General features: G+C 63.2%; 12 protein-coding genes. 7 read left to right on the forward strand and 5 right to left on the reverse strand.

Annotated elements, in window-relative coordinates:
* Entirely contained in the window at positions 1 to 498 is a 498-nt protein-coding gene (locus OG966_RS19440; RefSeq protein WP_326650970.1) for an NUDIX hydrolase, read from the forward strand.
* Positions 499 to 927: 429 nt separating this feature from the next.
* Entirely contained in the window at positions 928 to 1,101 is a 174-nt protein-coding gene (locus tag OG966_RS19445; protein ID WP_326650971.1) for a hypothetical protein, read from the forward strand.
* Positions 1,102 to 1,336: 235 nt separating this feature from the next.
* On the opposite strand, the gene OG966_RS19450 is transcribed toward OG966_RS19445, so the two are convergent.
* Positions 1,337 to 2,332 carry a DUF6414 family protein gene (locus OG966_RS19450; RefSeq protein ID WP_326650972.1) on the reverse strand — a complete coding sequence of 332 codons (996 nt, stop codon included), beginning with the start codon at positions 2,330 to 2,332 and terminating at the stop codon, positions 1,337 to 1,339.
* A gap of 362 nt (positions 2,333 to 2,694) precedes the next feature.
* Between OG966_RS19450 and OG966_RS19455 the strand changes: the two genes are divergently transcribed.
* Entirely contained in the window at positions 2,695 to 4,182 is a 1,488-nt protein-coding gene (locus OG966_RS19455) for a hypothetical protein (RefSeq protein ID WP_326650973.1), read from the forward strand.
* Positions 4,183 to 4,714: 532 nt separating this feature from the next.
* Here the strand turns inward: OG966_RS19455 and OG966_RS19460 are convergent.
* From OG966_RS19460 to OG966_RS19475, 4 genes are all read right to left on the reverse strand, one after another.
* Positions 4,715 to 6,010 carry a helix-turn-helix transcriptional regulator gene (locus OG966_RS19460; protein WP_326650975.1) on the reverse strand — a complete coding sequence of 432 codons (1,296 nt, stop codon included), beginning with the start codon at positions 6,008 to 6,010 and terminating at the stop codon, positions 4,715 to 4,717.
* Positions 6,011 to 6,328: 318 nt separating this feature from the next.
* Positions 6,329 to 6,451 carry a hypothetical protein gene (locus OG966_RS19465; protein ID WP_326650977.1) on the reverse strand — a complete coding sequence of 41 codons (123 nt, stop codon included), beginning with the start codon at positions 6,449 to 6,451 and terminating at the stop codon, positions 6,329 to 6,331.
* Positions 6,452 to 7,802: 1,351 nt separating this feature from the next.
* The gene (locus OG966_RS19470) at positions 7,803 to 8,114 is read right to left on the reverse strand and encodes a hypothetical protein (protein WP_326650978.1); all 312 of its coding nucleotides are present in this window, start codon (positions 8,112 to 8,114) and stop codon (positions 7,803 to 7,805) included.
* 75 nt (positions 8,115 to 8,189) lie between these two features.
* Entirely contained in the window at positions 8,190 to 8,408 is a 219-nt protein-coding gene (locus OG966_RS19475) for a hypothetical protein (protein ID WP_326650979.1), read from the reverse strand.
* A 776-nt stretch (positions 8,409 to 9,184) separates the two neighbouring features.
* Between OG966_RS19475 and OG966_RS19480 the strand changes: the two genes are divergently transcribed.
* From OG966_RS19480 to OG966_RS19495, 4 genes are all read left to right on the forward strand, one after another.
* Positions 9,185 to 10,423, forward strand: coding sequence for a PP2C family protein-serine/threonine phosphatase (locus OG966_RS19480; RefSeq protein ID WP_326650981.1), 1,239 nt, complete (start codon positions 9,185 to 9,187; stop codon positions 10,421 to 10,423).
* Between the two features lie 382 nt (positions 10,424 to 10,805).
* Positions 10,806 to 11,075, forward strand: a complete 270-nt coding sequence (locus OG966_RS19485) for a hypothetical protein (RefSeq protein ID WP_326650982.1) — start codon at positions 10,806 to 10,808, stop codon at positions 11,073 to 11,075.
* Between the two features lie 116 nt (positions 11,076 to 11,191).
* Positions 11,192 to 11,464, forward strand: coding sequence for a hypothetical protein (locus tag OG966_RS19490; protein WP_326650984.1), 273 nt, complete (start codon positions 11,192 to 11,194; stop codon positions 11,462 to 11,464).
* Positions 11,465 to 11,863: 399 nt separating this feature from the next.
* Entirely contained in the window at positions 11,864 to 12,220 is a 357-nt protein-coding gene (locus OG966_RS19495; protein WP_326650985.1) for a PRC-barrel domain-containing protein, read from the forward strand.
* Positions 12,221 to 12,264 lie beyond the last annotated feature (44 nt).

A 12,264-nucleotide genomic window follows, 5' to 3' on the forward strand; every position in this document is an offset into this window, starting at 1 on the left:
ATGCTCATATACATGAGTAACGCTACCCAGGAAGGCGCGTCAATGTCGCTGCACTCGGTCTCTGTAGCGGGCATCGTGGTCCGTCAGGATGGACGTGTTCTCGTGATCCGGCGGGCCGACAACGACGCATGGGAGGCGCCGGGCGGCGTTCTGGAGCTTGACGAGCGGCCGGAGGACGGCGCCTGCCGGGAAGTCTTGGAAGAGACTGGCATCAAGGTTGACGCTGTGCGCCTGACCGGGGTCTACAAGAACATGGCGCGCGGCATCGTGGCCCTCGTGTTTCTGTGCCGGCCGGTCGGAGGGGAAGAGCGCACCTCTAGCGAGTCGGTCGACGTACAGTGGTTCACTCGCCAAGAGGTAGAGAGCCACATGCTTGAGGCGTACTCGGTGCGCGTGCTCGATGCTCTCGACAGCGACGCGGCGCAGGTGCGTGCCCATGATGGGCGCCAGCTGATTGACACCGCCGATTCACCAGCGGCTACCCACCCCCCCGCTTGAGTCCGCACTCCCGCTGCACGTCGGCCACCCGGCAAGGAACAGGCGAAGTGGTTCCCGTCATGCGTGCTCGGTGTGAAGGTGCGCGTAAGTGACGTGCCATGAGAGTGCCGCTGCTGCCGCTGGCCACCTCAAGCAGGCGTGGCGGGACAGTGGGACACCGCCTGCTGAACACTGCCCCCAACCCGTTCTCGCAGATCAACCCACCTAGGGGACAGTGAGACAGCAGAGACACCTACCACCGAGAGCCCATCGAAACGGCGAAGGCGTTCGGCGCTCCTTCGCCATGGCGGCCAGCCGCCGCGGTTCCGGCCCTCGTGTTCCTCCAGATCCATGGGACCTCGTGCATCCCGGATCGGGGCGCCCCGCAAGGTGGTTTTGTCCCTGCTCCTCAAGGGCACTCGGCCAGTGAGACTGCGCGGAGGTACTGAGATGAGTGCCGGAGAGAAAGCCAAGGCGAAGGCCGAACAGGTCGTCGGAAAGACCGTGCGGAAGGCGGCCCACGCGGTGCACAAAGAGACCCTCGCAGCAAAGGGCGCCGCCCTCGAAGCACGGGGCAAGATGCGGGGCGAGAAAGAGAGGACCAAGGACTCCTTCAAGCGCTGACAATGTCATGACATTGGGTCACCGTGGTCGCGTGGCAGTGCCGAGCCGGGCCGGGTCAAGGCGCCGCGCAAGCGCGGCGCGCGCCGCTGCCCCCGGCCGCGGGCTTGCCTCTGTCTTCGCCCGGCTGCCCCCGGCCGGGCGGCGGCGCACCGAGCGCGACACCAGCCCTAGAGAAACCGCCGGCACGGGGGTTGGGAAAACCCGCTGTGGTTGGGCGGTCGGCTACGCGGACCTGTCACTGCTGTCGAACAATGCTGCTAGAAAGTCGAGGGATCGAGCGATACACCGCAAATGGAATCAAGGAGAATCCGGGATGCTGGGGAAGGTCAATGAATCCCATCCCACCCAAATACTTCATGAGCCCATTAATCGAGTCCGCGAATTGCCCCCTGTTTACAGTTCCATCCGGATTAGTGAATGCCAGATCGGGTAGTTCTGTGTCTTCGGGGCCGTAGCTACCAACGCTACCCACGAGCGTCCATTCTTGCCTCGATGTTCCGTATCGCGCGAAGAGGATATCGGCCTCGGTGTCCAGGTACTGGCGACCCTCTTGCAGTCGGGAGCCGATCAACACCTCTCCCGAATCAACAGGCGAGAGATTGATATGCAGTCCTGGGGCGAAGATCCCCCTAGCCATGCGAATGATGGAACGGAGAGATGCGCCGTCGACTCCTTCCATCCCATAAAAGTCCACGATGGCATCTTCCAGCTGGCGCTCCGGTTGCATTTGTCCGGACTTCGGCGGTCGCTGTTGCCCCTGCTTTCCCGTGCGGGGCGATGAGCCAGTGGGCGCAGATGATGGCAGGGCTCCAATGCCCTGCAATCCGGTAGCAACTGAAGCAAACCCCGAGAAAACGCCAGCGGCATATCGCGTGTCGAAGAGTGATCCCGGAGCAGTGATCCGAACGAGTGACCCCGGAGGGGCGATCTCCTTTAGATTCCCCGACGTCCATTGAGTGATGTCGGCGGCTTCTACCGATATGTCCCGGAGTAGGGACTCGGTTTCCAGTGCGTCCTCAAGCATGGGGAAGATGGCATCACCTAGGGATTTCTGCGTATATCTTTCACTGCCAGTCACCTGCAAGTGCTGGGCAACGCTCCTCGGCCCAATAGTGTTCTTCTTCTCGTCGCGACTGGTTTCCCGTTCCTCTTCTGCTACTCCGCCATCAAGCTGAGCTAGCATCGCCCTGACTTTGTCGGTGTCTACATACAAAAATTCACGCAGGATCAAAGGATGCCCCTCACTCGATCGGAGGGCTATGGTATTCGTAGTACGGCCAGCGCTGCAGGTTGTTCGAAAAAATGGCACTGCGTGCCGAATTTCCGACGCGAGTGGTGGCGTGCGCAACTGGTCCGGACCCGAAATCGTTCGCACAGATGTCCACGAGCCGCTTGGGCCCTGCTGGCTCAGGGGTGCGATGCTCCCGAAGCCACGAGGGGCTCCACCTCGAAGGGGGAAGGGCATCCAACACAGCCCAGAGCCGAAACGCTGAGCCTCTTTCGGCCAACTCGACGCCATAGAGCGTAGAGAATTCTAAGCGTGGGTAGTGATGCCGTTCCATGGAAGGTCGTTCGGCGAGCCTGGGGGGCGTCATGCGTGTTTCCGAGTACTACAAACTGGGTCGAACTCAGCCAACTCTCGACTTTGTCGATGTGGACGTAGAAACAGACACTCCAGTCTACATAGACCCCAGCACGCTAAAGAACCTTCCGGACGAGTGGTCAAGCCAGTGCCACACAATGCTTTCGACGTTCTTTCACAGTGTCGTCGATGCAATTACCCACGGCGACCCTCATCGGCTACGTGAACTCCTTGTCCGCCTCCAAGAGCCTAACGAAACTCACTTCGGATTGTCCAAGGGAAAGTCGCGCGGCCGCGGCCTGGGACCGTATCTTGTGCAACGCATTTCCAAGAACCTCACCGTCAGCAAAGCTGCAGAAACCGGACTACTTGAGGACCTGGAAGACACTGCACTATTTATCGAAGGGATTGGCAAGGACATCATTTCCGATGTCACCACGAATATAATTCGCGGAATGCTGATCTCCTACACCCAATCCATGGCATCAATGTACGGAATGGAGCTACGCGAGGGAATTAACAGCGGACTCGTCTGGAATCCTTCGGCCTGCGAGTGGGAAGAGGGCAATACGAGGATGCTCGTACCGTTAAGCAACCCGCTCCTGCTGGTACCCAAGGTGATCGTCCGCCACGATCTCCATCTAACCAAAGAAGATTACTTCAGAAACCATCTGGCGCCCACACTTCAAGATGAAGAGCTCGACAATCCGAGCAGCAAACTCGTGCAAACAGCCAAGAGCGGGCGAAAATTCGTAACCAAAATTGACGTTGAATTGGAGTATGGCGGAGGAAAAGAAAAGATGGTCGACCTGAGCGTGACCCGACCTCAGGTATTCCACGCCTATAAGGAGCAGAAACGGAAGAAGCCGTCGCACCCTCTGGATCATGATGAGCTAAGTCAGGCGACCGGCACTAAGCCCGTTAATTACCGGAATCTACTCAAGGCTGTCCTCGACACCCCACCAGGCACAGAAAACGCCACGGAATATCATCACAGAGTCCATGGAGTCCTAAGTGCAATCTTCTATCCGTGGCTGACCTACCCTATTGTCGAGCATCCCTTGGATCAAGCCCGGAAACGCGTCGACATCACCTACACGAACAATGCGACAGACGGATTCTTCGGGTGGGTGATGCGACAGGGGCACCCAAGTTCCCACATATTCGTCGAGTGCAAGAACTATCACTCTGAGCTCGGAAATCCAGAGTTGGATCAGCTGTGCGGAAGATTCTCACCACTGCGCGGAAAGGTCGGGCTATTACTGTGTAGGTCTCTCGCCGAAAAGGAGAGATTTCTGCAGCGTTGCCGAGACGCAGCGCTCAGTCGACACGAATTTGTACTCCTGCTGGACGACGACGATCTTTCAACCCTTGTTGATGAGGTCGTAACAGCGAACACCCCAGTCGATCCGAACGAGCTCGACAACGAGGAGCAAGAGCGGCCTTACCCAGGAGAGTTCCGGCTACTCTTCGAGCGGTTCCGCAAGCTCGTAAGTTGATCTCTGGCAACACCCAGCGTGATCAGGCTGAACCAGCTGGCGCCGGGAGGAGAGAGCGACAGCGGCGAGTGTCTAACTGCGTGACGACGCCGACAGACAGCGGCGGACACCCACGCACGTCTGCGGAGTATCGCAGCAGGTGAAGGCACGGCGGCCCCTGGTCGAGCCGCCACCCAAGTTACTTCTGGACGAAGAGGTCACCTGCCGTAGCTGTGCCAGATCGCGCGGCCAACCTCCGGCTAATCAGTACAGCGAGGAATGCCGGGGAGTCCGTATACGCAGGTCAGGGTTTCGCTCGGATGGCGATCGCACTGGTCTTGAAATCCGCGGCCCCTGCCTGTCGTCTCAAGGCAGGGGGCCGCGGCGGATGCTCGGGAGAACACCACGCTGGACGCATCGAGCGTCTGCATGCCCGACCTCCTGAACTGCGGTAGCAGTTGAAGTCAGCATGTCGCTGGTCGGCAGACACCAACCCAGCCCTATCAAACCAGCTGTGCGCGGTGCTCGCCCCGGCGGTTGCTGGCCTAGCCGCTCAGTCCTGGGCATCGATGGAGAACAGCTCGTCGGTGGCGACCAGCGACAGAGAGTTCGTGCCCACCATGAGGTCGAACCGGGGACTCAGCTTCAAGGGGATGATGCTCTTGGTATCCGCCGCCACCATGCGCGCGGATTCAAGAAGCGGCTGGGGCACCACCAGGCGCTCGGCACGACTCGGCAGCGTGAACGTCTCCGGTCCGCTGCCGGGTCCGCGCGTCTTCGCACTGGCGCGGGCCACCGTGCGGAGGGGCCGGCGGACGCCCGGGTAGAGCGCCGCGTACAGCCCAGCGAAGGCGCTGACGTGATTCGTCCCCCGGGCAGAGAGGCGACAGACCGCGATGTCCTCAACGGTGTGACGCTCGACCATATTTGGCGGCAGCACGTCGGGGTCCGTGCATAGGAGCGTAGTGGTCGCCCAAATACCCGCATCGGAGCGCACCGTGGCGTCGACGTTGTAGAGGTCGACCAGAAGCTGCCAGACGTCTGACGGCTGAGCGGTTCGGTGGAACTGCTCCAGGCGCCGTGGCATCCTGCCCAGGTTTCTGTAGAAAATCTCGTTCCAGCGGTTCAGGGCTAGTTGTGCACCCGCCTGCCGGTGACGGTCGGTGTCGTAGTCCGCGATGATGCGCTCGCGTCGGGCGCGCACCTGCTTCTGCCGCAGTTCGCCCAGTTCATAGGTGAGGACGCGACGTATCCGCTGCACGGGGCGGCCGTACGCCGCAGCCAGTTCGATCAGGTTCGGGTCATCGAGGGCGGGCCCCCGCCACGGGCCAGGCCTGGGCACATAGCGTTCGGCCATAGCCACGACCAGTTCGGATGCTCGAGCCTGACGGCGCTGCACCGCCGGCGCCTGGTCGATAGCCCGCTCCACCATCCCCAGAGACATGCCCAGAGCAGCGGCGACCTCGTCCACGAACCGGGGACGACGACTCGGCACGATGCCCTCGTTCTCGAACCTGCGGTAGTTCTTGGGGGAAACCCCGAGAAGGCTCACCACGTCCCGCGCCCGCAGCCCGGCACCACGCCGGTAGTCCGCAAGCGCCCACGAGTTGCGCTCTTCAAAGTTCATGAGTTGCCACGGGTGGACCTTCAGCGCCCAGGCTAGGGCCCGCACCCGCGGCGGGTCCGGCACTCGGTGCCCGTTCTCATAGGCGAGGATCTGTGCTTTCGTCGCCCCGACGGCGCGTGCCAGCTCCTCCGCGGTCATCGCTATCCCCGTCGGGCGCCCGTAGGCTTTCATCCGATATGCGCGCAGCGCAGAGGGGCTGAAATCAGCCAGGCCCCGTGCCATCCGTGTGCTCTTTCTCGTCGTAGGGACCAGTTTAGAGGTACCATGCGAACGCCACGGCCGTGTCACATCGTCAACTTCTCCCAGGGCTTGACCTGGACTGCTGCGTTTTTTAGCGCCAGAACTGGTAGATGCTCTCGTGGAAACGCGCGATGTTAGGGACCGTTGGCCGCACGGTTTAGGGATTGCGGTCCAGGTGTGTCGGTTATGAAAGAGGCCCTGTACCTCCACGGTTCATGTCGCCGTTGGCGGGGGCACAGGGCCAGCGTCTGGGAACAAACTCCCGGAAGGCCCTCTGTTGCAGCAGGGGGCCTTACGCGCCTAGAGGTAGCTCGCGAACAGGTGGCGCAGCCAGGCACTCAGTGCCTGAAGCGTCAGCCAGCCGCACACCTTCTTGACGATCTTCCGGTTGTTGCGCTCCCCGCCCTGCGGCGGGTTTTCCATACGCGGCACCTTCCCCTCGGTCGCGGAGCCGATCGGCCCCGATCGGGTCAACCGATCGACGGATTACGCCGCGAAGAAGATGTTGGGAAGAGCTTACCGGGTTCCGCATACAACACTGGTCAATGAGCCGCCTGCTCCATGTCAACTCCCGTTCTGAGTCGTCTTTTGACGAATGGTCAATTTGGCCCGATCCGCATCCCGAGACCGTGAGCTGCGAACGGGCTGTCGAGTAAGCCCTGTTGGAGGGCGCCGATTCGCGGGCAGTCGCACCATGCCGGGTCGGGGGTGGGGAGAGCGTCTACGACATCTGACGCACGCGCGGCCTATGGCGTGATCGTTGATTCTTGCCCCTGTGGCGTCCGTCACTCGCCGTTCGGCCCGGTCTGGGTAGGTGACGCGTCTCTAGTGGCACCCCCAACAGCTGTGGCGTCGGCGGAACACGATGGCAGCGCAGGTGCATCACCGCGCAGGCGCAAGCCGAACAGCAAGAAACGACGTACGGAGCGCAATACCGCAACCACGGCAACTGCTGGCGTCCGGTAGCGCCCCTCCGCGGACTCGAAGCGACCCGTATGACCGCCGCTGACCGTTCCGGCTAGAGCTACGGATCAGAAGGTCATCACGCAGCACGCCGCGGATCGCCCCCTGCCAAATCAGAGTCAGCCGCTTGAACTCGGCCTTGTCGGCGAACGCCTTGAACAACTCCCCGATACGTTCCTAGGGAGCCCCTGGCACTGTCGCTCAGTCTCAACCGCAGTCTCATCCGTGGAAGTTCGCGCTCGTTCATGGCCTTGCCGGCGGAAGACGACACGCATGATCTGAACGGGTCTGAACTACCAGGAACGGGGACCAGCAGAGTTGGAAAGCGTGTTGGGGGCAACCCCTCACGAGTTCGAATCTCGTATCCTCCGCCATTGCTCTCACCGGGCAATACGTTGAAGGGCCCCACCGTTCGCGGTGGGGCCCTTCGGCGTTGTCCGTCCCGGCTTACGTCTCAGTTGCCCTCGGGCGACTCCCAGAGCATGTCGCCGGCCTGCGTGCGGGGCGACCTTCCGCGGTATGGGACCGCTGATGTGCATGTACCGGGCGCGCATCCTGGCCGCCCCTCCATGCTCCCAGCCCGTGACCGAGTCAGCGACGACGTCAGGGAAGGGACACGCTCAAGAGGAGAAGCACGGTCGCCGCGGTGTGACGAGCGTCATACAGTCAGCGTCTCGGACCCCCCGCGTCCCGCAGCAGCCGCTTCCCCACGTGGTAGACGCGGGGGCTTTCCGTGACGCATCCGGTGGCCCTGCAGACGGCCGGTCTGCGGCCGCAGCTGCCACTCCAGTCCCCTTTCACCTTGCCCTGGTCAGGGACGTGGCGGGACCCGCAGGGCGAGCAGAGCGGTGTCGTCGCCGGCCCAGGCGCCGCGGTGCTCGGCCAGAATCTCGCCGAGTCGGGTGATGATGCCCGAAGCGTCCAGGTCGTGGCAGCCGGCGAACGCGGCGGCCAGGGCGTCCTCGCCGAACTGCGGGCGGTTGCTCGGTACGGCGGTCCGTCGCGGTTTCTGATGCCGCGAAGGCGACGCAGGCGGCAGGCTGCTGGGACAGCCCGAGCTCGGGGTGCCTCGTCCGGAACATGCATGAACCCCGGAACCGGGGAGTTCCAGGGTCCTGGCCAACCTACTGGTATTCAGATGCACCGGTGGGTCGAGTAATTACTCCCGGCCATAACACATTGCCGCGGAATGCCGGTGTCAGATTCCGGTGGTCCGCACCGACACGAGGCCGGCGACCTGCGAAACAGGCACGGCGGGCGCGAGGGACTGAGCAGTCCCGACGACGTCGCCGATGCTCAGGGAGGCACCGTTACCGGCGACATGGGCGCCGGCGCCGGCCATGCCACCGGAAATGTTGTCCAGCTCGCTGTCGGAAATCTCGCCGGTCTCGACCTGAGGGGTGAAGTCGTTACGCATGACTTTCCCTTCCTTTCAATACTCTGGGTTCCTGAACTGGGGCCGGCCGGTTACCGCAAAGTAAATTCGACCGGTTCTGCGGTCGCCTGCTGCCCAAAACCAGGCACCACTCATTACGACTCCCGCACTCGCAGGATGCAATCATGCCGACGGACCGCCCGGCAACTGACTGTCCGGTTCTTTTCGGTGCACACACTTCGTCATCACAACCTACTCTGAAGTGCAGTTTTGGCCGCCAGACGGTGACGGACCCATGCATGGAATCTACCGGTCAACTCTCACGTAAAAGTCCCGCACATGACCTCGGCGGTGTATATCTGCATTTACGGTTCTACGGCCACCCAGTGAGTCATGATGGCATGAGATGTCTACATCTACTGCTTATCGATGTACAGGTGAACCGAAAACGGCATTTAGCGGCGAGGTCCCGTCGGCGCACATGGCATGTCGTCCCCTCCGGGTGAACAGCGCAGTTGAAATGGCTGCGCCTTCGAGAGCCACCTCTCCTCACCAGGTTTGACATGCCGCCGTTGGCGCAATGGGCGCGTTGGGCCAGTTGACGGTGTCAGGCTGCGCGGAGACGAACGGTCGCGCAATAAACGCGCGCACGTGATCGCATGAATGGCTCTTCGAGTCGATACCGGGACTGGCTCCTACCGCCTCCAGGCCCCCGGCCGAACATCCGGCCGCCCGGGTCAAAGCCCCGGAGACAGCCGCCAGTAGGGCCTCAGTAGGGCCTCCCGTATCAACGGGACGAAGGGATACAGGCAGAGACGATGGAAGGCGAGCAAAAGCCGTGCACGATCGGAGTGGACCGATCGGAGGGATTCGGTGAGCGGTTGCTGGGCGCGCTGCTGGACCGGGCTCACGAGATGCCGCCAGAGCTCATTGCCCCGCTCGTCGCGGAAGTGGTGTCCAGGATCGGTGGCCGGAACCTCTCCATCCTCCTGCAGGACTACGAGCAAATGTTCCTGGTGCCGCTGCCGGGCCGGCGGCTGACCGTAGGTGACCTCCAACCGGTCGAGGACTCCCCCGCCGGCACGGCGTTCTTGAACCGCAAAACCGTGGAAGTGCCACATGACGGCAGTGTGCGGATGTATCTGCCGCTGCTGGACGGCAGTGACCAGATCGGGGTAATGGCCGTCACTCTGGAGAGTGTCGATGACGACGACCGTCGACTGCTGCGCAGACTCGCCGGTCTGGTGGCCGACGTGATCGTCACCAAGGACGCGTACACCGACATGTTCTTCCAGGCGCGCCGCCGCGCCCCGATGAACGTGGCCGCCGAGATCCAGTGGTCGCTGCTGCCCCCGCTGTCGATGAGCGTCCCGCAGGTTGAGTTGGCCGGAATCCTGGAGCCCGCCTACGACGTCGCCGGCGACAGCTTCGACTACGCCCTCAACGGCGACATCCTGCACGTGGCCATGATTGATGCGATGGGCCACGGTCTGGACGCCGCGACCATGGCGACGGTGGCCATTGGCGCCTACCGCCACACCCGACGCGCCAATACCGACCTGTCCCAGGTGTACGAGTTCATGGACAGGGCCATCCACGAGCAGTTCGGGCCCGACCACTTCGTCACCGCGCAGATGATGAGTCTGAACATTGCCACGGGCCATATGCAATGGGTCAACGCCGGCCACCCGGCACCACTGCTGATCCGCGACCGCGCCGTTGCTGATCGGCTGGAGAGCCCGACCACGCTGCCGGTCGGCTTCGGCGGTGAGCAGCCGCAAGTCAGCGAGCGGATGCTGGAGCCCGGGGACCGGTTCCTGTGCTTCACCGACGGCCTGATCGAGGAGCGCCAAGCCGGCGGGGAACAGTTCGGTGAGGAACAACTCATCGAGATCACCAACCTCGTCGTCCGTGACCACACGGCGGTGCGGGCGGTGGCGCGCGCGCTGTCCCACGCGCTGAAACTGGAACGAGGCGGCGTCACCAGCGACGACGCGACCCTCCTCCTCATCGAGTGGCGCGGTGGCGACGCCGATCATCTCGCCACCCTCGACTGAGCCGAAGGCAACCAACCCTTGAGGTTGCCGACGGCGCAGAAGCTCCCACTGAGGACTTCTCATGGAATGACCGCAGTCGCCCCGCGCGGCTCACGTTCCGGAGCCCGCTGGGCAGAGCGCGCAGCGGATGCGAGCACCGGCCGCCTTTTCGCGCCGGAGTAGTGTGAAAGCACCGGGACCATTTCGAGCGCGCCTGCCCATGCCGTTCTCAGTGAGAACGAAAGGATCGCGACCTTCGACGGCAGCGAATTCCTGCTGAAGCTCGGCAACCGGAGCGATGAAGGGCCGCGGACGGAGCTGCGCGTTCCACAGTGGCGGCGGTGGGTGTGACGCCTTCGCCTCACACCTTTGGGCAGATCATTCGCCGGACAGCGAGGCCATCATGAAATCTGCGGTACCAGTGCCCGGGGCAGCGTTCGCCGAGGTCCGTATCGTCGCCGACTCCCCCGAATCCGCCCGCCGGGTCGCAGAAGTTCTCCGGCGCAGCTTCGCCTCGACCGAACAGCGTAGCTACCCCACCGGCCCCGAGGGCGGAACCCGGCTCCACATCACTGTGGACACCACGCACTCCCCCGGGCCCGCCGAGTCGGATCCGCCTTGGCTGGTGACCAGCACGTCAGCGGGTGACCGCCCGCACGCGGACGAGGTCTGAGGAACCGTGCCTCAGATGCGCGGCTGCGGCAGAGTCCGCCCCCTTCGGCTCCCGTGCGACGCCCCGGCACCTGCCGCGTTGCGCAAGGCGCAATTCTCCCCCAAAAGGTGGCAGTCATGGCATCTCTAGCCGAGCGGAAGGCGTACCGCGAGAAGATCATGCAGGCTCTGTACGAGGCCAGTGAAGGCAACCGCCTTCTGGGGGTCACCGGAGCGCGACTGCTTCACAGTCTCGGGATCCACGAAGAGGATCTGGCTGCCGCCTGCACCTATCTGGTGGGTGAGGACCTGATCGCGGTCGACTGGACCACGGGCAATACGCCCGCCATGGTCACGCTGACACACCAAGGCATTCGGCTCATGGAGGCCAAGGAAGAAGAGCACGGTTGACGCAGCGCTCGGGCCGCGCTCCAGCCCTTCGATGGCCACACTGTCCCTGTTTCCGCTGTGCCAGAAATAACGGACAAACGGGCAGTAAAGTTGAGTGTGGGTTGGTGCATCTCACGTGCAACCACCCGGAAGGGCGGCCCCGGCGTGTATACGCCGGGGTCGTTGTCCCACCGACGTGCGACAGCGCGGAAGATCCCAGGGCGCGCCTGCGGGGCAGGCGCGGATCCGACTGGGGGGTGTGTGAGCGTGGCATCAGGGGTCGGCGGGGGCAGGCTGGAAAAGTGGAGGGGCTACCGATCCAGGTGCTCGGCCGTCGCATTCCGTGGGACGGCTCGCACCGGCTGGTGATCCGCTGGGACGGCTCGCAGCGACCGGTGTCCCGCTCAGGAGGGAGAGGGCATGATCCAGGCAGCCGACATCCGCGAGTGGCGCAACCACGATGTCGTCGACGAGAAGCAGCACAAGATCGGCGTGCTCGAAGCGGTCTACGTGGACACCACCACCGACGAACCGGCCGTGGCCACCGTCCGGACCGGACTGCTCAGCCGCCAGCGCCTGGTCTTCGTCCCCCTCAACGAGGCCATCCTCGGCCCGGGCTACCTCAAGGTCTCCTACGCCAAGGGACTGGTGAGGAAGGCGCCTTCGATCGGCACGGACGACGTCCTGCCCGCCGAGCAGGAGGAAGCGATCTTCCAGCACTACGGCATGACCTACCAGCCAGGCGCCAACGGCGAACGGCAACTCGCGCGCCGCTGACCCCCCGACGCTCAGTACAGCCCAGCACAAAGGACGCTCGGTAC

Source organism: Streptomyces sp. NBC_01750, assembly GCF_035918095.1.
In the GTDB taxonomy this organism is placed as follows: Bacteria; Actinomycetota; Actinomycetes; order Streptomycetales; family Streptomycetaceae; genus Streptomyces.

What these genes read in the sequence shown, in the direction of transcription:
- OG966_RS19440 (WP_326650970.1), top strand. Translation starts at nt 1, where the DNA reads ATGCTCATATACATGAGTAACGCTACCCAGGAAGGCGCGTCAATGTCG.
- OG966_RS19445 (WP_326650971.1), top strand. Translation starts at nt 928, where the DNA reads ATGAGTGCCGGAGAGAAAGCCAAGGCGAAGGCCGAACAGGTCGTCGGA.
- OG966_RS19455 (WP_326650973.1), top strand. Translation starts at nt 2,695, where the DNA reads ATGCGTGTTTCCGAGTACTACAAACTGGGTCGAACTCAGCCAACTCTC.
- OG966_RS19460 (WP_326650975.1), bottom strand. Translation starts at nt 6,010, where the DNA reads ATGGCACGGGGCCTGGCTGATTTCAGCCCCTCTGCGCTGCGCGCATAT.
- OG966_RS19465 (WP_326650977.1), bottom strand. Translation starts at nt 6,451, where the DNA reads ATGGAAAACCCGCCGCAGGGCGGGGAGCGCAACAACCGGAAGATCGTC.
- OG966_RS19475 (WP_326650979.1), bottom strand. Translation starts at nt 8,408, where the DNA reads ATGCGTAACGACTTCACCCCTCAGGTCGAGACCGGCGAGATTTCCGAC.
- OG966_RS19480 (WP_326650981.1), top strand. Translation starts at nt 9,185, where the DNA reads ATGGAAGGCGAGCAAAAGCCGTGCACGATCGGAGTGGACCGATCGGAG.
- OG966_RS19485 (WP_326650982.1), top strand. Translation starts at nt 10,806, where the DNA reads ATGAAATCTGCGGTACCAGTGCCCGGGGCAGCGTTCGCCGAGGTCCGT.
- OG966_RS19490 (WP_326650984.1), top strand. Translation starts at nt 11,192, where the DNA reads ATGGCATCTCTAGCCGAGCGGAAGGCGTACCGCGAGAAGATCATGCAG.
- OG966_RS19495 (WP_326650985.1), top strand. Translation starts at nt 11,864, where the DNA reads ATGATCCAGGCAGCCGACATCCGCGAGTGGCGCAACCACGATGTCGTC.